At 60.3% G+C, this 18,916-nt stretch carries 20 protein-coding genes and 1 pseudogene; 13 read left to right on the top strand and 8 right to left on the bottom strand.

Annotation, left to right across the window (positions count from 1 at the left end; translation table 11 throughout):
- The first annotated feature begins 1 nt into the window (after position 1).
- The gene (mmsB, locus tag ACM110_RS28550) at positions 2–889 is read left to right on the top strand and encodes a 3-hydroxyisobutyrate dehydrogenase (RefSeq protein ID WP_416130414.1); all 888 of its coding nucleotides are present in this window, start codon (positions 2–4) and stop codon (positions 887–889) included.
- A 176-nt stretch (positions 890–1,065) separates the two neighbouring features.
- Here the strand turns inward: mmsB and ACM110_RS28545 are convergent, their stop codons facing one another.
- The 3 genes from ACM110_RS28545 to ACM110_RS28535 all read right to left on the bottom strand — a co-directional run bounded on the left by ACM110_RS28545 (position 1,066) and on the right by ACM110_RS28535 (position 3,960).
- Positions 1,066–1,410: a cupin domain-containing protein gene (locus ACM110_RS28545; RefSeq protein ID WP_007900627.1), complete on the bottom strand. Its 345-nt coding sequence runs from the start codon at positions 1,408–1,410 to the stop codon at positions 1,066–1,068.
- A 174-nt stretch (positions 1,411–1,584) separates the two neighbouring features.
- Entirely contained in the window at positions 1,585–2,988 is a 1,404-nt protein-coding gene (locus tag ACM110_RS28540) for an amino acid permease (RefSeq protein WP_416130413.1), read from the bottom strand.
- A 105-nt stretch (positions 2,989–3,093) separates the two neighbouring features.
- The gene (locus ACM110_RS28535; protein WP_416130412.1) at positions 3,094–3,960 is read right to left on the bottom strand and encodes a LysR family transcriptional regulator; all 867 of its coding nucleotides are present in this window, start codon (positions 3,958–3,960) and stop codon (positions 3,094–3,096) included.
- A gap of 221 nt (positions 3,961–4,181) precedes the next feature.
- Here ACM110_RS28535 and ACM110_RS28530 point away from each other — a divergent pair, with 221 nt between their 5' ends.
- Positions 4,182–4,946 (top strand): sulfite exporter TauE/SafE family protein, encoded by a 765-nt coding sequence (locus tag ACM110_RS28530; RefSeq protein ID WP_416130411.1) that lies wholly within the window; start codon positions 4,182–4,184, stop codon positions 4,944–4,946.
- On the opposite strand, the gene ACM110_RS28525 is transcribed toward ACM110_RS28530, so the two are convergent.
- On the bottom strand, positions 4,936–5,250 hold the full coding sequence (locus ACM110_RS28525; RefSeq protein ID WP_416130410.1) for a putative quinol monooxygenase: 315 nt from the start codon (positions 5,248–5,250) through the stop codon (positions 4,936–4,938). The two genes, ACM110_RS28530 and ACM110_RS28525, sit on opposite strands and share 11 nt — an antisense overlap.
- Positions 5,251–5,412: 162 nt before the next feature.
- On the opposite strand from ACM110_RS28525, the gene ACM110_RS28520 reads away from it, so the two are divergent.
- From ACM110_RS28520 to ACM110_RS28480, 9 genes are all read left to right on the top strand, one after another.
- Positions 5,413–6,003, top strand: coding sequence for an NAD(P)H-dependent oxidoreductase (locus ACM110_RS28520; protein WP_416130409.1), 591 nt, complete (start codon positions 5,413–5,415; stop codon positions 6,001–6,003).
- A 140-nt stretch (positions 6,004–6,143) separates the two neighbouring features.
- Positions 6,144–7,055, top strand: coding sequence for a LysR family transcriptional regulator (locus tag ACM110_RS28515; RefSeq protein ID WP_416130408.1), 912 nt, complete (start codon positions 6,144–6,146; stop codon positions 7,053–7,055).
- 103 nt (positions 7,056–7,158) lie between these two features.
- Positions 7,159–8,052, top strand: coding sequence for an NAD-dependent epimerase/dehydratase family protein (locus tag ACM110_RS28510; protein WP_416130407.1), 894 nt, complete (start codon positions 7,159–7,161; stop codon positions 8,050–8,052).
- A gap of 204 nt (positions 8,053–8,256) precedes the next feature.
- Positions 8,257–9,702 (top strand): SulP family inorganic anion transporter, encoded by a 1,446-nt coding sequence (locus ACM110_RS28505; RefSeq protein WP_416130406.1) that lies wholly within the window; start codon positions 8,257–8,259, stop codon positions 9,700–9,702.
- Positions 9,703–9,888: 186 nt separating this feature from the next.
- Positions 9,889–11,238 carry a gluconate:H+ symporter gene (locus ACM110_RS28500; protein ID WP_416130405.1) on the top strand — a complete coding sequence of 450 codons (1,350 nt, stop codon included), beginning with the start codon at positions 9,889–9,891 and terminating at the stop codon, positions 11,236–11,238.
- A gap of 15 nt (positions 11,239–11,253) precedes the next feature.
- Positions 11,254–12,114 carry a MurR/RpiR family transcriptional regulator gene (locus ACM110_RS28495; protein WP_416130404.1) on the top strand — a complete coding sequence of 287 codons (861 nt, stop codon included), beginning with the start codon at positions 11,254–11,256 and terminating at the stop codon, positions 12,112–12,114.
- A gap of 1 nt (position 12,115) precedes the next feature.
- A complete protein-coding gene (locus tag ACM110_RS28490) occupies positions 12,116–13,573 on the top strand; it encodes an N-acyl-D-amino-acid deacylase family protein (RefSeq protein WP_416130403.1) in 1,458 nt (485 codons plus the stop codon).
- 119 nt (positions 13,574–13,692) lie between these two features.
- Positions 13,693–14,061, top strand: coding sequence for a glyoxalase superfamily protein (locus tag ACM110_RS28485; protein ID WP_416130402.1), 369 nt, complete (start codon positions 13,693–13,695; stop codon positions 14,059–14,061).
- A gap of 67 nt (positions 14,062–14,128) precedes the next feature.
- Positions 14,129–14,335: a FitA-like ribbon-helix-helix domain-containing protein gene (locus ACM110_RS28480; RefSeq protein WP_416130401.1), complete on the top strand. Its 207-nt coding sequence runs from the start codon at positions 14,129–14,131 to the stop codon at positions 14,333–14,335.
- A gap of 124 nt (positions 14,336–14,459) precedes the next feature.
- On the opposite strand, the gene ACM110_RS28475 is transcribed toward ACM110_RS28480, so the two are convergent.
- Together ACM110_RS28475 and ACM110_RS28470 are read right to left on the bottom strand one after the other, a co-directional pair.
- Complete coding sequence (locus ACM110_RS28475; RefSeq protein WP_416130425.1) at positions 14,460–15,323, bottom strand: methyl-accepting chemotaxis protein; 864 nt, start codon at positions 15,321–15,323, stop codon at positions 14,460–14,462.
- Positions 15,318–16,244: pseudogene (locus tag ACM110_RS28470) on the bottom strand (methyl-accepting chemotaxis protein); the annotation flags it as partial. The pseudogene ACM110_RS28470 and the gene ACM110_RS28475, both read right to left, overlap by 6 nt.
- A gap of 377 nt (positions 16,245–16,621) precedes the next feature.
- Here ACM110_RS28470 and ACM110_RS28465 point away from each other — a divergent pair.
- Both ACM110_RS28465 and ACM110_RS28460 read left to right on the top strand, forming a co-directional pair.
- Complete coding sequence (locus tag ACM110_RS28465) at positions 16,622–17,293, top strand: histidine phosphatase family protein (protein ID WP_416130400.1); 672 nt, start codon at positions 16,622–16,624, stop codon at positions 17,291–17,293.
- A complete protein-coding gene (locus tag ACM110_RS28460; protein WP_416130399.1) occupies positions 17,290–18,132 on the top strand; it encodes a phosphatase PAP2 family protein in 843 nt (280 codons plus the stop codon). The genes ACM110_RS28465 and ACM110_RS28460 overlap by 4 nt, the downstream gene beginning before the upstream one ends.
- A 28-nt stretch (positions 18,133–18,160) precedes the next feature.
- Here the strand turns inward: ACM110_RS28460 and rimJ are convergent, their stop codons facing one another.
- Positions 18,161–18,748, bottom strand: coding sequence for a ribosomal protein S5-alanine N-acetyltransferase (gene rimJ / locus ACM110_RS28455; protein WP_416130398.1), 588 nt, complete (start codon positions 18,746–18,748; stop codon positions 18,161–18,163).
- A 72-nt stretch (positions 18,749–18,820) separates the two neighbouring features.
- The coding region (locus ACM110_RS28450; RefSeq protein ID WP_416127929.1) for an integrase core domain-containing protein at positions 18,821–18,916 on the bottom strand (96 nt) is incomplete at its 5' end.

Here is an 18,916-nt window from a genome sequence, read left to right as displayed (position 1 = left end):
CATGAAAATCGCTTTTATCGGTCTCGGCAACATGGGCGCGCCGATGGCGCGCAACCTGATCAAGGCCGGCCATTCGTTGCGTCTGGTCGACCTGAACAAAGCCGTGCTGGCAGAGCTGGAACAACTGGGCGGCAGCATCAGCGCGTCGGCCCGTGAAGCGGCGCAGGACGCGGAACTGGTGATCACCATGTTGCCGGCTGCCGTGCATGTGCGCGGTGTGTGGCTGGGTGAAGACGGCGTGCTCGCCGGTATCGGCAAAGGCGTGCCGGCGGTGGATTGCAGCACGATTGATCCACAGACTGCCCGTGACGTGGCAGCCGCTGCGGCCAAGCAGGGCGTGGCCATGGCCGACGCGCCGGTTTCCGGCGGCACGGGTGGTGCGGCGGCCGGGACACTGACGTTCATGGTCGGCGCCACCCCGGAACTGTTCGCCACGCTGCAACCGGTACTGGCGCAAATGGGCCGCAACATCGTCCATTGTGGTGAGGTCGGCACCGGGCAAATCGCTAAAATCTGCAACAACCTGCTGCTGGGGATTTCCATGGTCGGCGTCAGCGAGGCCATGGCGCTCGGCGATGCCCTTGGCATCGACACCAAGGTGCTGGCGGGCATCATCAACAGCTCCACCGGGCGTTGCTGGAGTTCGGAGATGTACAACCCGTGGCCGGGCATCGTCGAAACGGCGCCAGCGTCACGCGGTTATACCGGCGGCTTCGGTGCCGAACTGATGCTCAAGGATCTGGGGCTGGCGACGGAAGCGGCGCGTCAGGCGCACCAACCGGTGGTGCTTGGCGCGGTGGCCCAGCAGTTGTATCAGGCGATGAGTTTGCGTGGGGAAGGTGGCAACGACTTCTCGGCGATCATCAATAGCTATCGCAAGCCGCAGTAGCAAGGCTGTGGCAAACAATTGTGGGAGCGAGCTTGCGCGCGATGAGGTCGTTACAGTCGACATTGATGGTGATTGACCCACCGCTATCGCGAGCAAGCTCGCTCCCACAGGGGACTGCATGTACCCAAAGTTATTTACCGGGAAATCACGTCGGGTGATTTCCCGGTTTTTTTGTATCAGGCAAACACGAAATACTTGCGCACGGTTTCCACGACTTCCCAGGTGCCTTTCATTCCCGGTTCGATGACGAAAATATCACCGGCACGCAGGTGGATCGGCGCCATGCCTTCAGGGGTGATGATGCAGTAGCCTTCCTGGAAGTGGCAGTATTCCCACTTCACGTATTCCACGTACCACTTGCCCGGCGTGCAGATCCAGGTGCCCATGATCTTGCTGCCGTCTTCGCTGGTGTAGGCGTTGAGGTTGACGGTGTGCGGGTCGCCTTCGAGTTTTTCCCATTTGCAGGCGTCGAGTACGGGCAGCGGATGGGTGTCGCGAAGAACGGTAATCGGTGCGGTCATGATGACTCCGGGCGTTGGGGGAGAGCTGAAGCCGCACCCTATCGGGCTTGGCCCGGCATCAGTTGTCTGTGCTCGACACTGAGGTATCCAGAAGCGCTCGCGTCATTGATGCACACAATAAAAACGCCCCGGCATTGGTTGAATGCCGGGGCGTTTTTTTAAGCGTTTGCGGGGTTACTGAGCCACTGGCAGGTTCCGATGCCTGGCCATGCGCAACCGGTAGCAGGCGTAAATGAACAGCACCCACACCGGCATGGCGTACACCGACGGGCGTACCGGCGGAATCATCCAGATGACGCAGATGATCACCGCCATGAACGCCAGGCACAGGTAGTTGGTGTACGGCGACCAGAAGGCCTTGAAGCCAGGCACGACGCCGCGTTGCTCCATCGCCTTGCGGAACTTCAAATGCGTCAGGCTGATCAGCGCCCAGTTGATCATCAGCGAAGCGACCACCAGGGCAAACAGCAACTCCAGCGCTTCGTGCGGAGCAACATAGTTGACCAGCACGGCCAGCATGGTGATCAGCGCCGATACGCCCAACGCCAGCAACGGCACGCCCTGCTTGTTCAGCTTCATCAGCACTTTCGGCGCATCGCCCTGTTCGGCCAGGCCGTAGAGCATGCGGCTGTTGCAGTAGACGCCGCTGTTGTACACCGACAGCGCGGCGGTGAGCACCACGAAGTTGAGAATCTGTGCGGCGGTGTCGCTGCCGATCAAGGCGAAAATCTGCACGAACGGGCTGCCGCTGTAGGCATCGCCCGACGCGCCAAGTGTCTGCAACAGTTGATCCCACGGATACAACGACAGCAGCACGGTCAGCGCGCCGACGTAGAAGATCAGCACCCGGTAAACCACTTGGTTGATCGCCTTGGGAATGACCTTGCGTGGTTCGCTGGCTTCAGCGGCGGTGATGCCGACCAGCTCCAGGCCGCCGAAGGAAAACATGATGAACGCCATCGCCATCAGCAAACCGGTGTAGCCGTTGGGGAAGAACCCGCCGTGGTCCCACAGGTTGCTCACCGAAGCTTGCGGGCCGCCGGTACCGCTGAACAGCATGTAGCAGCCGAGGAGGATCATGCCGATGATGGCCACGACCTTGATGATCGCGAACCAGAATTCCATTTCACCGAAGACTTTGACGTTCAGCGTGTTGATCAGGTTGACCAACACGAAGAACACGGCGGCACTGACCCAGGTCGGCACCTCCGGCCACCAGAACTGCACGTACTTGCCGACGGCCGTCAGCTCGGCCATGCCCACCAGCACATACAGCACCCAGTAGTTCCAGCCGGACAGGAACCCGGCAAAACCGCCCCAGTAGTTGTGGGCAAAGTGACTGAAGGAACCGGCCACCGGCTCTTCGACAATCATCTCGCCGAGCTGGCGCATGATCAGGAACGCGATGAATCCGGCAATCGCATAACCGAGGATCATCGATGGCCCGGCGGACTTGAGCACGCCGGCCGAGCCGAGGAACAGCCCCGTACCAATGGCGCCACCCAGGGCGATCAGTTGAATGTGTCGATTTTTCAACCCTCGCTTGAGCGTCCCCTGTTGCAAGATTTCATCCGCCATCTGGTTTCCTTCTGATTGTTGTGGCCAGGCCTGATTTGAAAGGTCGAATCTTACTCTCGCTCACCCCTTCGTCATACAGGCGCGGGTTGGGTTGAGCGTTGGTTTTCAAGGGCTGGCGCTGTGATTGGCCGTGCGCAATGCTTCAAGCAAGGCTCTGGCATACGCCGGCAAGTGCTCGAAAGAGCGGGCGCACAGCAGCAGTTTGCGCTGTGCCCATGGTTCCTTCAGCGCGAAGCTTGCCAGCGGTTGATCAACTGTCCAGCGATGGAACGCCGCCAGCGGCACAATTCCCAGCCCGGCACCGTGAGCGACCATGCGCATCACGCCGTCGAAGCCTTCGGCGCGAATGCGGATCTGCATGCGCAGGCCGGTGTGCAAGGCCTGCTCTTCCAGATACACCGCCAATGCGCTGCTGGCGGTCAGGCCGACGTAGTGGTGCAACAATGTTTCGCTGAAGCTCGGTGGTTCGCCGTCGGCCAAGGGATGTCCGGGCGGCATGATCAGTACCAGCGGATCATCGCGAAAGGGCAGGGTGTCGAGGGTGTGGGTGTCCACCGCATCCGAGACGATCCCGAGGTCCGCCGCACCCTGGCGCAGGGCGTGAGTGATGCGGGTGCTGGGCAGTTCCTGCAAGTCGATGTCGAGGTTGGGATGCCCACTCAGGAAGTCGGCGAGCAATTCGGGCAGGTATTCGGTAATCGCCGTGGTGTTGCACAACAACCGAACCTGGCCTTTGACGCCATTGGCGTATTCGGCCAAATCCTGCTGCATGCGCTCGGCGTGTTGCAGCAGGGTGCGGGCGTGTTGTGCGAGGGCTTTGCCGGCAGGTGTCGGTGTAACGCCACGGCGACCGCGTTCCAGAAACTCGATCCCGAGCGAAGCCTCCATGGCCCGGATGCGCGCACTGCCCGCCGCCAGGGACAGATGACTGCAGGCGGCGCCAGCGGTGATGTTGCCTTGATGAAAAACCAAAGCGAATACAAGCCAGATTCTATGTTTGGGGGTTCCCCCCAAACATAGAATCTCCCACAGGTGACCGAGTTCTTATTGGAGAAATGCGATCCACTGTGGGAGCGGGCTTGCCCGCGAAAGCATCAGTAGCGTCAACACATCATCCAGCCTCTTGCTTGGATAGAGGCACCCTCAGTATATGGCAGATTTTCAACTGACCCATCCGGGCTCACCATGGCCCCATGAATACTTTCTCGGCTTTTTATCAAAACCTCGGCCTGGCCCTTTCGCTGCTGGTCGTCGCCACCTTCCTGCTGGCCGGCATGATCAAGGGTGTGATCGGTCTCGGCTTGCCGACCATTGCCATGGGGTTGCTCGGTCTGGCTATGGCGCCGTCGCAGGCTGCGGCGTTGCTGATCATCCCGGCCACGCTGACTAACGTCTGGCAACTGGCATTCGGTGGGCATCTGCTCGGGCTGGTCAAACGGCTGTGGCCGATGTTGCTGGCGATTTTCATCGGCACCGGTGCGGGCACGCTGTGGATTGGCATGTCCGGTGGACACTGGGTGGTGCGGGGATTGGGCGCAGCGTTGTTGCTCTATGCGTTGAGCGGTTTGTTTCTGCCGACATTGCGCGTGAGCAGTCGCAGCGAGCGCTGGCTCGGTCCGCTCTGCGGCCTGATCACCGGCGTCATCACTTCCGCCACGGGCGTGTTCGTGATTCCGGCGGTGCCGTACCTGCAAGCGCTGGGGTTGAGCCGAGACGAACTGGTGCAGGCGCTGGGTCTGTCGTTCACCATTTCGACGCTGGCACTGGCGGGAGGATTGCTGTGGCGCGGCGCGCTTGGCGGTGGCGAGTTGAGTGCGTCGTTGCTGGCGCTGATCCCGGCGGTGCTCGGCATGTTGCTCGGGCAGTGGCTGCGCCAGCGGATCAGCGCGGTGCTGTTCAAGCGCGTGTTCTTCATCGGCCTCGGATTACTTGGCGGCCATTTGTTGATCAGCGGCTAGCGGACGACGGGCTGATCATCTCGATGGCGCGAATCTCGAAATCCCGTTCCAGGTACTCGTCGCGCTGTTCAAGAAACTGCTTCATGTGCGGCAGGTTCGAGTGCACGTCGAGGTGGGCCTGGGACTGCCAGATCTCGTAGAAGATGAACAGGGTCGGGTCCTGTTTGTCGCGCAGCATGTGGTACTCGATGCAGCCGGGTTCGGCGCGACTCGCTTCCACATAACCGCTGAAAAACGCTTCGAAGGCGTCGGATTTTTCCGGGCGGGTCTTGGCGTGCAGGATGAAGCCTTGGATTTCACTCATGAAAGACGCTCCTCAGGTCAGAATCGGCGCCAGTCTAAGACAACAATCGGTCGATGATTCGTGCGTTTAGGTCAAATGAATTTTGCCCCGTGGGTGCTTATTCCGCGCGAGGCAGGTGGTTACTCTGCCGCCATCCAATTCCTGACCTTCCCGAGATTTCTTGTGAAAAAAGTCCTGTTGCTCAACGGCGGCAAAAAATTCGCCCACTCCGATGGCCGCTACAACACCACTCTGCACGAAGCCGCATTGAGCGTGCTGGATCGCGGCGGCGTGGATGTCAAAACCACTTTCATCGACGAGGGCTACGACGTTGCTGAAGAAGTCGCCAAGTTTCTCTGGGCCGACGTGATCATTTACCAGATGCCCGGCTGGTGGATGGGCGCGCCGTGGACCGTGAAAAAGTACCTCGACGAAGTCTTCACCGAAGGCCATGGCAGCCTCTACGCCAGTGACGGCCGCACCCGCTCAGATGCCTCGCAGAAGTATGGCAGCGGTGGTTTGATCCACGGCAAGCAATACATGCTGTCGCTGACCTGGAACGCCCCGCAGCAAGCCTTCGACGACCCGACCGATTTCTTTGAAGGCAAAGGTGTGGATGCGGTGTACTTCCCGTTCCACAAGGCCAACGAGTTCCTCGGCATGACCAGCCTGCCAACCTTCCTGAGCGTGGACGTGATGAAACGCCCGAACATCGAAGGTGATGTGGCGCGTTACGAGCAGCATTTGACCGAGGTGTTTGGCCTTAAGGCGTAACGCTCGGCTACTATCTGTCGCAATGGCTAAAAAGATCGCAGCCTTCGGCAGCTCCTACGTGTACGCAATACTCTGTAGGAGCTGCCGCAGGCTGCGATCTTGACGATCCATGCCACGCCGATTCGCGAAAGAGGACACACGTGAAAGCCAGATCCGATGAGTTGCAGATTTTCGTCTGTGTAATTGAATGCGGATCGATTTCCGCGGCGGCCGAGCAAGTCGGGCAAACCCCGTCGGCGGTCAGCCGCACGCTCTCGCGGCTGGAGGCCAAGCTCGATACGACGTTGATCAACCGCACCACTCGGCGCATGGACCTGACCGAGGAGGGCAAGTATTTTTTCGAGCACGCCAAGCTGATTCTCGATCAGATGGATGAACTCGAAGAGCGCTTGTCCTCGCGCCAGCAAACACCGTCCGGACGCTTGCGCATCAACGCCGCTTCGCCATTCATGCTGCACGCCATCGTGCCGTACATCGATGAGTTCCGCCGGCTCTATCCGGACATCCAGCTCGAACTCAACAGCAACGACCTGATTATCGACCTGCTTGAGCAAAGCACCGACATCGCCATCCGCATCGGCACACTGGCCGACTCGACTCTGCACGCGCGTTCTCTGGGTTGCAGTCCGTTGCACATCGTCGCCAGCCCGGCGTACCTGGAAAAGCACGGCACACCGACTGCGGTGGCCGACCTGTCCGGCCATACGCTGCTGGGCTTCACTCAGAACGAAGGCCTCAACCAGTGGCCGCTGCGCTACGTGCACGGCGATCGCTGGCCGATCCAGGCGTCGCTCAGCGCCTCCAGCGGCGAGACCATCCGCCATCTGGCGCTGGAAGGCCAGGGCATTGCCAGCCTGTCGCACTACATGACCATCGAAGACATTCGTGCCGGGCGCTTGAAAGTATTGCTGGCGGAGTTCAACAGCGGTTATCGCCAACCCATCAACGCCGTGTACTACCGCAACTCGCAACTGGCCTTGCGGATTCAATGCTTCCTGGACTTCATCCAGAGCAAATTGGCGCTTTACGCCTCCGACGATTTCAGTGAGTGATTCGTGACCGCTGCGCAAGAGTGAATTGGGCCGGCAGGGATTTTTCGTCAGGGATCACTGCTTGATACTGGCTGCATCACTTATCAACGCAGGGAGTTTCTCCATGAACGTATTCGTCACCGGCGCTGCCGGTTTTATCGGCGGCTCCATCGCCACGGGCCTGATCAAGGCCGGGCACAGCGTCACCGGCCTGGTGCGCAACGCCGCACAAGCCGATGAGTTGCGCGCGCTGGGTATCACGCCAGTGATCGGCACGCTTGACGACAGCGCACTACTGGCCGAGCAGGCCCGCGCCGCCGACGCGGTGATCAACGCAGCCAGCAGCGACCATCGCGCCGCGGTGGAAGCCTTGCTCGATGCCTTGCGCGGTTCCAACAAAGTGTTCCTGCACACCAGCGGTTCGAGCATCGTCGGCGATGCGTCGGGCGGTAAGTCCAGCGACGTCATTTACTTTGAAGACAACCTGCCAGAACCCACCGTCGACAAGGCTGCACGCGTGGCCATCGACAACTTGATCCTGGCTGCGGCGAAAGACGGAGTGAACTCGGCAGTCATCTGCAACACCCTGATCTACGGCCACAGCCTGGGCGTCAACCGCGACAGCGTGCAACTGCCACGCTTGCTGAAACAGGCGCGTAAAAGTGGCGTGGTGCGCCATGTCGGCACTGGCCAAAACATCTGGTCCAACGTGCACATCGAAGACGTCGTGGCCCTGTACTTGCTGGCGCTGACCAAGAACGTACCGGGCACGTTCTACTTCGTCGAAAGCGGTGAAGCGTCGTTCATCGACATGACCACGGCCATGGGCCAGGCGTTGAATCTGGGCGAGCCGCAGGACTGGCCGCTCAAGGATGCAGAAGCCGAGTGGGGCTATGAAATGGCCAACTATGGCCTGGGTTCCAATAGCCGGGTGCGTGGCAAGCATGCGCGGGAGTTGCTGGGTTGGGTGCCGAAGCGGACTTCGGTGGTTGAGTGGATTCGCAGCGAGATGGTGTGAGTTCGCGTTAGACCGCGTCATCGTTCATCGCGGGCAAGCCTTGCTCTACAGGTTTTGTGTCGTTCGCCAATTTCGTGAACGACACAAAACCTGTAGGAGCAAGGCTTGCCCGCGATTGCGTTTCCAGCGTCCCAACAACTGGTCGGTCTGCCTGCAATTCCGTAACATCCGCACTCTCTTTTTGCCCCCAGTATGCGGTCCCCCATGAAACCAATCAGTCTACGCGCCGATGTCCTGGCCGGACTCACCACTTCTTTCGCCCTCCTGCCCGAATGCATCGCCTTTGCACTGGTTGCTCACCTCAACCCGCTGATGGGGCTGTATGGCGCGTTCATCATTTGCACCCTGACCGCGCTGTTCGGCGGTCGACCGGGCATGGTCTCCGGTGCGGCCGGGTCGATGGCGGTAGTGATCGTCGCGCTGGTGGTGCAACACGGCGTGCAGTACTTGCTCGCAACGGTGTTGCTGGGCGGGTTGATCATGATCGCGTTCGGGCTTTTGAAGCTCGGCAAACTGGTGCGCATGGTGCCCCATCCGGTGATGCTCGGCTTCGTCAACGGCCTGGCGATCATCATCGCGCTGGCGCAGTTGGAGCATTTCAAGAGCGGCGAGACCTGGCTCAGCGGCACGCCGCTGTACATGATGATCGGGCTGGTCGTGGTGACCATGGCCATCGTGTATCTCTTGCCACGCCTGACCCGCACGGTGCCGCCGGCACTGGTGGCGATCCTCGGTGTGGGCCTGGCGGTTTATCTGCTGGGTCTGCCAACTCGCACTCTGGGCGACATGGCGCACATTGCCGGTGGCTTGCCGACGCTGGCGCTGCCGGACATTCCGTGGAGTCTGGAAACCCTGCGCATCATCGCGCCGTACGCGATCCTGATGGCATTGGTTGGCCTGCTGGAAACCCTGCTGACCCTGAACCTCACCGACGAAATCACCGAGAGCCGCGGCTATCCGGATCGCGAGTGTGTGGCTTTGGGAGCGGCGAACATGGTCTCCGGCGTATTCGGCGGCATGGGCGGTTGCGCGATGATCGGCCAGACCGTGATCAACCTCAGTTCCGGTGGGCGCGGGCGCTTGTCCGGCGTAGTGGCCGGTGTCTCGATTCTGCTGTTCATCCTGTTTCTGTCGCCGCTGATCGAACGTATTCCGTTGGCGGCGTTGGTGGGTGTGATGTTCGTGGTGTCGCAACAGACGTTCGCCTGGGCCTCGTTGCGCGTGATCAATAAAGTGCCGCTGAACGACGCGCTGGTGATCATCGCCGTGACGGTGATCACCGTGTTTACCGACCTGGCTACCGCCGTGCTCTGCGGCATCATCATTGCGGCGCTGAACTTTGCCTGGCAGCAGGCGCGTCAGCTGTACGCCGACAGTCATCTGGAAAACGACGGCAGTAAGCTGTACCGGGTGCATGGCACCTTGTTCTTCGCTTCGACCACGCCGTTTCTCAATCAATTCGATCCGGCCAACGACCCGGTTCAAGTGACGCTCGATTGTCGCCACCTGAGCTTCGTCGATTACTCCGCCATCGCCGCACTGAACACCCTGCGCGAGCGTTACACCAAGGCCGGCAAGCACCTGCGGGTGCTGGGCCTGTCCGAGCGTTGCAAGAAGCTGCTGAAGCGTGCGCGAGTGCATCACGACTGACAGGAAACAGGTTGGCGGCGATGAAAATTCGCCGCCCCGATTTTCATTATTCGCGACACGACATATCCATTAGCGACACGCCTTACCTCTGGACGAAAATTACTTTCACCTCGTTTGATAATCGCGCCTCGAAATGTTTTAAGAGTTTCACAAATATTTCGACGTGACCCTCTCGAGGAGTACCGCATGACCCTGTCCTTCGGCTATTGGCTGCTGGTGTATGCCGCTATCGCCATCATTGCTTTGATCGTTCTGATCGCCCGTTACCGACTAAATCCGTTCATTGTCATCACCCTGATTTCCATCGGTCTGGCGCTGGTGGCCGGGATGCCGCCGTCGGGTGTGGTCGGCGCTTATGAAGCCGGGGTCGGCAAGACCCTGGGGCATATCGCGCTGGTGGTGGCGCTGGGTACGATGCTCGGCAAGATGATGGCCGAGTCCGGCGGTGCCGAGCAGGTGGCGCGGACTTTGATCGACCGTTTCGGCGAGAAGAACGCGCACTGGGCGATGGTCTGCATCGCGTTCCTGGTGGGCTTGCCGCTGTTCTTCGAAGTCGGTTTCGTGTTGCTGGTGCCAATTGCGTTCACCGTGGCGCGGCGGGTTGGCGTGTCGATCCTGATGGTCGGTTTGCCGATGGTCGCCGGGCTTTCGGTGGTGCATGCACTGGTGCCTCCGCACCCGGCGGCGATGCTCGCGGTGCAGGTGTATCAGGCGTCGGTGGGGCAGACCTTGCTCTACGCGATTGCGGTTGGCATTCCGACCGCCATCATCGCAGGTCCCCTGTACGCCAAGTTCATCGTGCCGCGCATCCAGTTGCCGGCGGAAAACCCGCTGGAACGGCAGTTCCTCGAACGTGAACCGCGCGACAGCCTGCCGGGTTTCGGCATCACCATGGCGACCATTCTGTTGCCGGTGGTGCTGATGCTGATCGGCGGCTGGGCTAACCTGATTTCCACGCCGGGCACCGGTTTCAACCAGTTCCTGCTGTTCATCGGCAACTCGGTGATTGCGCTGCTGCTGGCGACCTTGCTGAGCTTCTGGACCCTCGGTCTGGCGCAGGGCTTCAACCGTGAATCGATCCTCAAGTTCACCAATGAATGCCTGGCCCCGACCGCGAGCATTACACTGCTGGTGGGCGCCGGTGGCGGTCTGAACCGGATTCTGGTGGACGCCGGCGTCACTGATCAGATCGTCGGCCTGGCCCACGAATTCCATTTGTCGCCGCTGTTAATGGGCTGGTTGTTCGCCGCACTGATGCGCATCGCTACCGGTTCCGCCACCGTGGCCATGACCACTGCCTCGGGTGTAGTTGCACCAGTGGCGATTGGTTTGGGTTATCCGCATCCGGAGTTGCTGGTGCTGGCGACCGGCGCCGGTTCGGTGATTTTTTCCCACGTCAACGACGGCGGCTTCTGGTTGATCAAGGAATACTTCAACATGACGGTCACCCAGACCCTCAAGACCTGGACGGTGCTGGAAACCATCATTTCCGTCGTCGCGTTCGCGTTGACCGTCGGCCTTTCTTACCTGATTTAACCGGAGTCGCCTGCCATGGACATCCTCTACCAGATCCGCGCCCGTCAGGATTCCTTCAGTGCCGGTGAAGGACGCATCGCTCGCCTGATGCTCGACGACGTAGGATTTGCCGCATCCGCCAGTCTCGATGAGCTGGCGGTGCGGGCGGAGGTGAGTACCGCGACACTGTCGCGCTTCGCCCGCACGGTCGGCTGCAAGGATTTGCGCGACCTGCGTTTGCAACTGGCCCAGGCCAGCGGCGTCGGCAGCCGCTTTCTCGACCCGGCGGGTACACCGGACCAGTCGGCGTTTTACGGGCAGATTGTTGGCGATATCGAATCGACCTTGCGCCAGCATCTGTCGGCATTCGACGAATCGCGTTTCGCCGATGCCGTGAAACTGCTGGGCAAGGCGCAGATGATTCACGCCTTCGGCATGGGCGGTTGCTCGACCTTGTGCAGCGATGAACTGCAAGTGCGGCTGGTGCGCCTCGGCTACCCGATTGCGGTGTGCCATGACGCGGTAATGATGCGCGTCACCGCCGCCAGCCTCAGCGCCGACCACGTGGTGATCGTCTGCTCGCTGACCGGGATCACCCCGGAGCTGGTGGAAACGGTGGAGCTGGCGCGCAACTACGGCGCACGGATTCTGGCGATCACCCGAAGCGACTCGCCGCTGGCGCAACTGGCCGACATCGTGCTGCCGCTGCAAAGCGCCGAAACCTCATTCATCTACAAACCCACGGCGGCGCGCTACGGCATGCTGCTGGCCATCGATGTGCTTGCCACCGAGCTGGCACTGGCCAATCCTCAGGACAATCAAGAACGTCTGCGGCGGATCAAACTCGCCCTGGACGATTACCGCGGCGGCGACGATCACCTGCCGCTGGGAGACTGACATGATGTACGACACGCTGATCCGCAACGCCCTGATCATCGACGGCAGCAACAGCCCCGGTTACTCCGCCGATGTGGCGATTCTCAACGGGCGCATTGAGCGCATCGGCGACTTGCACGACGCACACGCCAGCGAAGAAATCGATGCGGCCGGCAAGGTGCTGGCGCCAGGCTTCATCGATGTGCACACCCACGACGACACGGTAGTGATCCGCCAGCCGCAGATGCTGCCCAAGCTCAGCCAGGGCGTGACCACGGTTATCGTCGGAAACTGCGGGATCAGTGCGTCGCCGGTGGTTTTGCGCGGCGATCCGCCGGACCCGATGAACCTGCTCGGCAGCGCTGCCGCGTTTGTTTATCCGACATTCCGCGACTACCGCGCGGCGGTCGAAGCGGCGAATACCACGTTGAACGTCGCTGCGTTGGTCGGACACACCGCGTTGCGCAGCAATCACCTTGACGATCTGTTTCGCACAGCAACGCCAGACGAAATTGCCGGTATGCGTGAGCAACTGCGCGAGAGTCTTGAGGCTGGCGCGCTGGGTTTGTCTACCGGTCTGGCCTACGCCAGCGCTTACTCGGCCTCCACCGACGAAGTCATGCAATTGACCGAAGAGCTGACGGCGTTCGGCGCGGTCTACACCACGCATTTGCGCAGCGAATTCGAACCGGTGCTGGAGGCCATGGACGAGGCATTCCAGATCGGCCGCCATGCGAAATCCCCGGTGATCATTTCCCATCTCAAGTGTGCCGGCGCCGGTAACTGGGGGCGCAGTCCGCAGCTGTTGGCGTCTCTCGAGCAGGCCGCGAAAACCCATCCGGTGGGCTGCGATTGCTATCCCTATGCGGCGAGTTCTTCGACGCTGGATCTCAAACAGGTCACCGATGCCCATCGCATCACCATCACCTGGTCGACGCCGCACCCGGAAATGGGCGGGCGCGACTTGATCGACATCGCCGCCGAATGGAACCTGTCGCTGCTCGATGCCGCTCGCCAATTGCAACCGGCGGGTGCGGTTTACTACGGAATGGACGAGGCCGATGTGCGCAGAATCCTCGCCCATCCGCTGTCGATGGTCGGCTCCGATGGTTTGCCGGAAGACCCGTTTCCCCATCCTCGATTGTGGGGCGCATTCCCTCGGGTACTCGGACATTTCAGTCGCGACGTAGGACTGTTTCCGCTGCACACCGCCGTGCACAAAATGACCGGGCTGTCGGCGGCACGGTTCGGCTTGAAGGAGCGCGGCGAGATTCGTGAAGGCCATTGGGCGGATCTGGTGTTGTTCGACCCTGCGACCGTGCGCGATGTGGCGGACTTCAACGATCCGCAACGGGCGGCCGAAGGCATCGATGGCGTGTGGGTCAACGGCGTACTGAGTTATCAGGACGGTCAGGCGAACGGACGCCGGGAAGGGCGGTTTCTGGCGCGGGAAGGGGATTTGCGGGAGGGCTTTAATTGACGAATCGCGCAATGCATCACAGTAGTGGCACATTGAGATTAAAGAAAGCCATCAACAAGCCGAATTGCTGACGTACAGCCCGGCTACACTGTGGGCTATTTCTGTCTGGGAGCAACTCGATGAGCTTCGGCAAAACCACCCCGATCCTGCGGATCTTCGATGAAATCAAGGCAGTTGAATTCTACGTCGACTTCCTCGGATTCAAGATCGACTGGCAGCACCGCTTTGAAGCCAACTTCCCGCTGTACCTGCAAGTCTCCCGTGGCGAATGTGTGTTGCACCTCTCCGAACACCACGGCGACGCAACACCGGGCTCGGCCCTGCGCATCGAGACCGACGAACTGGAAACGTTCCAGCAGCAACTGCTGGCCAAGGAATACACGTTCGCCCGGCCAGAGATCCAGGCGATGCCTTGGGGCAGCCAGGACATGACCATTAGCGATCCGTTTGGTAATCGGTTGGTGTTTACCAATGCGATTAGTGTTTGAGGACACGGAAAAACGTAGGTCCCGTGTTAGTGTCGTTCGATGATTTCGACGAGCACGGGAGACGCTTTTGACCAGCATCACCATTAGTAATCTTGACTCACGCCTTTATGAGCAATTACGCATTGTGACGAGCTCCAACGGTCACTCAATGGAGGAAGAAGCTCGCATGATTTTGATGCGAGCCCTCCATCAAGGCGATCGTGCCTTGGGAACTCGAATTAATGCTCGATTTAGAGTCGAGGGTGGAGTTGAGTTGAAGCTGCCTGCTCGATAGGGTTGGCATTCAGGTCGCCCGTCACACCGCCATCGCGGGCAAGCCCGCTCCCACAGGTTCCGTGATTACCTTGTGGGAGCGGGCTTGCCCGCGAATGGTTTTGTGATTCAGCGCTGACCGAGCGTCAAACGCGAAAGTGACTCACCATCTGTTGCAACTGATTCCCCAACCGCGCCAGTTCGACACTGGACGCCGCTGTCTCGTCGCTGGCCGCAGCGGTCTGTTCCGACACGTCGCGCACGTTGATGATGCTACGGCTGATCTCTTCGGCAACGGCGCTTTGCTGTTCGGCGGCAGCGGCGATCTGCTGGTTCATCGACTGGATGTTGGACACCGTGCGGGTGATGCTTTCCAGTGAGGCGCCGGCCTTGCGGGTCAGGGCCACGCTGCTGTCGGTGAGGGCGCGGCTGTTGTTCATCACCGTGGCCACTTGCTGGGTGCCGTTTTGCAGACCGGCCACCAGACCTTCGATTTCTTCGGTGGATTTTTGCGTGCGCTGGGCCAGGCCGCGGACTTCGTCGGCCACCACGGCAAAACCACGCCCGGCTTCACCGGCGCGCGCCGCTTCAATCGCTGCGTTGAGCGCCAGCAGGTTGGTCTGTTCGGCCACGGCCTTGATCACGTCCATGACGCTGCCGATCTTGTCGCTTTCCTGTTGCAGCACGCCCATGGCTTCGGTGGAGCGCGCCACTTCGCTGGCCAGACGCTCGATCTGCGCAATGGCCTCGCCAACCACCTTGTCACCTTCGCGGGCTTCACCGTCCGCCGCGGCGGCGGCTTGCGAGGCTTGCTCGGCATTGCGCGCGACTTCCTGCACAGTGGCGGTCATCTCGTGCATGGCAGTGGCGACCTGATCGGTTTCCACCTTTTGATTGTTGACCCCGGCGCTGGTTTGTTCGGTGACGGCCGACAATTCTTCGGCGGCGCTGGCGATCTGGGTGACGCCGTCGCGGATGCCGCTGATCAAGTCGCGCAGGGTCACGCCCATGCGCGCAATGCCTTGCTGCAACACGCCGAGTTCATCGCGGCGCGTGACCTTGACGTCCTGGGACAGGTCGCCGCTGGCGATACGCTCGACCACGGCTAGGGTGTCGCGCAACGGGCCGGTGATCTGTCGGGTGATGAGCACGGCGGCAATGATGCCCACCAACAGCGCCAGCAACGTGCTGACCAGTTGCAGGGTGCGGGCCTTGTCGCTTTCGGCGTCACGGCGGTCGAGCTGGATCTGATACAGCTGCTCGCTCAGGCTGACGATCGCCGCGCCCTGGTCGGTCATTTCCTTGCGCGACTGCACCACATCGCTGTTCGCGGTCTTGTAGGCTTGCAACGCGCTGCGATAGTTGCCCAGCGCGGTTTCCAGTTGACGCAGCGCGTCTGGCTGCACGTCGGCGAAGTGTGCGTTGAGGGATTTCACGCTGGCGATCGCCGTATCGAGTTGGGCGACAGCTTTTTGCTCGGTCTCGGCGTTGGTGGTGGCGGTGTAGCCGCGCACTTCGTAGCGAGCCAACAGGAACGCTTCCTTGGCGGCGGTGATGGCCTGGAACTGTTCGAAGCGTTGGTCGCTCAGCGGCATTTGCTGTACGCGGGTGTTGATGTCATTGATCAGCGTGTTGGCCGTTTCGGCGTTGGCGGTCATGACGTCGCGCGCGCTGTTGCCGGCGCGGTAGGCACCGCGCATTTTGTTCAGGGACGTCTTGTAGGCATCGATGACGGTGCCTTGCTCCTTGAGCAACTTGAGGTTTTCCGGGCTCTTGAATTTCACCAGCAACGCTTGCTGCTGAGCCGAAAAGGCTTCGAGGGTGGTCTGCACATTTTGTGCGGTGGTTTCGTCGCCATTGGTCAGCATGTATTGCAGGCGTACCACGCGCAGCTTGGTCAGGCCCGCGTTGAGCTGGGTGATGTCGCTCATCCAATTGCTGCGGTCGATCAAACTGCCGAGGCTGGTCCAGCCGGTCAGCGCCAGGACGCAGGTCAGTGCCAGGACCAGGCCGAATCCCAGGCCCAGTTTCAGGTTTACGCTGATATTGCCGAACCAGCTATTCATCAAAATTCCTCCAGGAACGTGGTGTTTCTTGGTCGTCAGTTGGCTGGAAGATTGTTGTTTTTAGGGGCCAGCATGCGGTGTAGAACGGACTGTATCGGCAGCAATCGTGAGAGCTGAAAGGATTTTGTCGGACGGATTCTGTAACAAGGTTTTTTTCACATGAGTTTCACTGGCTAGCGACGCCTGCCTCTTTACCCTCGCGGCATCAAATGAAGTGGTGCATGCCGGCGAGGCGGCTTGATGTGGAATTGAGACTGAGTCTGTTCGGAATAAACCGCTCGATCGATGTGAGCCGTTTTGTCCGTTTTCGCAATGCGGCAGTGGTGCTGGCCTCGGCGCTGCTGGTGATCCCTCTGACGCTATTTCTTTTGCGGCCCGCAGCGGTGCCGGACCTGGCCCACGGCAACGTCGCCGGTGCACGCGCTCTGCTGGCGGGGTGGGCCAAGGGCGACATGATTGTGCTGGTGCGCCATGTCGAGCGCTGCGATCACTCCCGCGCCGCTTGCCTGAGTGGCAACGATGGCATCACCGATCGTTCGCGCAGTGTGGCGGTGGCCGTCGGTGCGCAGTTCGAGCAACTGGGCCTGGACAAGACCGATATCTACAACAGCCCGATGATGCGTACGGCACAGACCTCCGGCTACATGTTCAACAAGGTCGGTAGCGGTGACGAGTGGCTGATCAACTGCAAAGGCACCATGTTGCGCGACGCTCTGGCGCACAAAATCGCGGGACGCAATCTGATCCTGGTGACCCACAGCGAATGCATGGCGCAACTCGAGAAAGACCTCAAGTTGCCCGGCTCGACCCTGGGTTACGGCGCTTCGTTGTTTGTTTCTGCCGAAACGCTGAACAAACCCCGCATGCTCGGCTTCATCGAAGCCTCGGACTGGCGCTCGGTGACCACCCAATGAATTCATTCACTCGTTATCGTTTTTACTGGATCAACTTCGGTATTCCACTGGCCTGTGCAGCCGTGGTGTTCATGATGTTCGACCTGACCAGAATCGACATCGCCTTCAACAATCTTTTTTATGACCCGGTGACGCAGACGTTCCCGCTGGACCATGTGCACCTGTTCGAAAAAATCACTCACAAGTGGGCACGGATCATCCCCAACTGGACCGGCGAGATCGCAATCATCGGCGCCTTGCTGTCGTTCCTCTGGCCACGCCTGAAGGCGGAAAAGCATCCGAAGATCATCGCGTTTCTGGAGAAAATCAAAGTCGCACCGGTGCTGCGGTTTACCAGCAAACATCGACGGGATTTTCTCTACGTGGTGTTCGCGTTCTCCATCAGCACTGGCGTGATCCACTACCTCAAGGGCCACACCAGCGTGTATTGCCCGATTGAAACGACCCAGTACGGCGGCAAGATTGAACACAAGGAATGGTACGAAAACTTCGATTTGCTGAAGGTCGCCGGTGACGGTCGCTGCTGGCCGGGCGGGCATGCTTCGGGTGGCTTCACCATGCTCGCGTTGTATTTCGTGGCGCGGCGTTATCGCTGGCGGTATTCCAAGGCAGTCATGTACGGCTCGCTGGCGCTGGGTTTCGTCTATGGCACGACGCGGGTGTTGCAGGGTTGGCACTACATGTCCCACACGTTCTGGGCCGGGATCTTCGTCTGGCTGGCATGTTTGCTGACGGCGTTGGCGTTTTATGGGCGGGCGCGGCTGGAGTTGCCGGTGAGTCAGGCGAGATCTCTGTCGACGCAACCGACGCCATCGCGAGCAGGCTCGCTCCTACAGTAGGGCCGGTTCAGCACACGGTTTTGATGTGCTAACCGAGACGCCGCGACCATTGCCGGTCCGGGGCCTCCCATACCGTGCTGACCAGTGCCGTCAGCACATGATCCTGCCAGCGCCCATCAATGTTCAGATAGGCCTTGGCATAGCCTTCGCGTTCGAACCCCAGTCGCTCCAGCAACCGAGCGCTACGCTCGTTGCCGGAGATGTAATTGGCCATGATCCGGTGCAGGTTCATCGTCTCGAACATGTAGTGGATGCCCGCTTTCACGGCTTCATGCATCAGGCCCTGACCCTGACGGGACTGGTCGATGTGGTAGCCCAGATAGCAAGACTGGAACGCCCCGCGAATGATGCCGCTGAAGTTGCACGCGCCGATCATCTGCCCGCTGTCGCGATCCAGCACAGCGAAGTGCACCGCATAGCCTTCATCAAACGCCATGGCCTGTTGCGCGAGGCGCGAGCGGATTTTTTCCGCGCTGTAATAGTCGTCGGAACGGATCGGCGACCACGGCGCGAGGTGTGTCTGGTTTCGCAAATAAAAGTCGCTTTCCAACGCAGCTTGGCTCGGGCTAAGGACGGCCAGCGTCAGGCGTTTGCAGGGCAGGGAGAGGATCGTCATCGGGCGCTCCGGTGGACATTGCGGATGACGAGCAATCTACATGTCTAGTCCTGAAATAGGTTTACACCCGCTTCACCCTAACGCCCGATGCACCGCATCGGGCGTTTTGTATTTTAAAGACAGGTGCGGCCGCTCCTGGTTGTAGATCCTGATCGCCTCCCGCACCAT

Origin of the sequence: Pseudomonas sp. NFX98 (assembly GCF_047784845.1) — a bacterium.
In the GTDB taxonomy this organism is placed as follows: Bacteria; Pseudomonadota; Gammaproteobacteria; order Pseudomonadales; family Pseudomonadaceae; genus Aquipseudomonas.
The sequence above is the reverse complement of the archived record's forward strand: the minus strand, read 5'-3'. Positions and strand labels throughout refer to the sequence as shown.

Excerpts from the sequence above, each read along its gene's own strand:
- mmsB (WP_416130414.1), top strand. The coding sequence starts at position 2 with ATGAAAATCGCTTTTATCGGTCTCGGCAACATGGGCGCGCCGATGGCG.
- ACM110_RS28545 (WP_007900627.1), bottom strand. The coding sequence starts at position 1,410 with ATGACCGCACCGATTACCGTTCTTCGCGACACCCATCCGCTGCCCGTA.
- ACM110_RS28540 (WP_416130413.1), bottom strand. The coding sequence starts at position 2,988 with ATGGCGGATGAAATCTTGCAACAGGGGACGCTCAAGCGAGGGTTGAAA.
- ACM110_RS28530 (WP_416130411.1), top strand. The coding sequence starts at position 4,182 with ATGAATACTTTCTCGGCTTTTTATCAAAACCTCGGCCTGGCCCTTTCG.
- ACM110_RS28525 (WP_416130410.1), bottom strand. The coding sequence starts at position 5,250 with ATGAGTGAAATCCAAGGCTTCATCCTGCACGCCAAGACCCGCCCGGAA.
- ACM110_RS28510 (WP_416130407.1), top strand. The coding sequence starts at position 7,159 with ATGAACGTATTCGTCACCGGCGCTGCCGGTTTTATCGGCGGCTCCATC.
- ACM110_RS28505 (WP_416130406.1), top strand. The coding sequence starts at position 8,257 with ATGAAACCAATCAGTCTACGCGCCGATGTCCTGGCCGGACTCACCACT.
- ACM110_RS28500 (WP_416130405.1), top strand. The coding sequence starts at position 9,889 with ATGACCCTGTCCTTCGGCTATTGGCTGCTGGTGTATGCCGCTATCGCC.
- ACM110_RS28495 (WP_416130404.1), top strand. The coding sequence starts at position 11,254 with ATGGACATCCTCTACCAGATCCGCGCCCGTCAGGATTCCTTCAGTGCC.
- ACM110_RS28490 (WP_416130403.1), top strand. The coding sequence starts at position 12,116 with ATGATGTACGACACGCTGATCCGCAACGCCCTGATCATCGACGGCAGC.
- ACM110_RS28485 (WP_416130402.1), top strand. The coding sequence starts at position 13,693 with ATGAGCTTCGGCAAAACCACCCCGATCCTGCGGATCTTCGATGAAATC.
- ACM110_RS28475 (WP_416130425.1), bottom strand. The coding sequence starts at position 15,323 with ATGGGCGTGACCCTGCGCGACTTGATCAGCGGCATCCGCGACGGCGTC.
- ACM110_RS28460 (WP_416130399.1), top strand. The coding sequence starts at position 17,290 with ATGAATTCATTCACTCGTTATCGTTTTTACTGGATCAACTTCGGTATT.
- rimJ (WP_416130398.1), bottom strand. The coding sequence starts at position 18,748 with ATGACGATCCTCTCCCTGCCCTGCAAACGCCTGACGCTGGCCGTCCTT.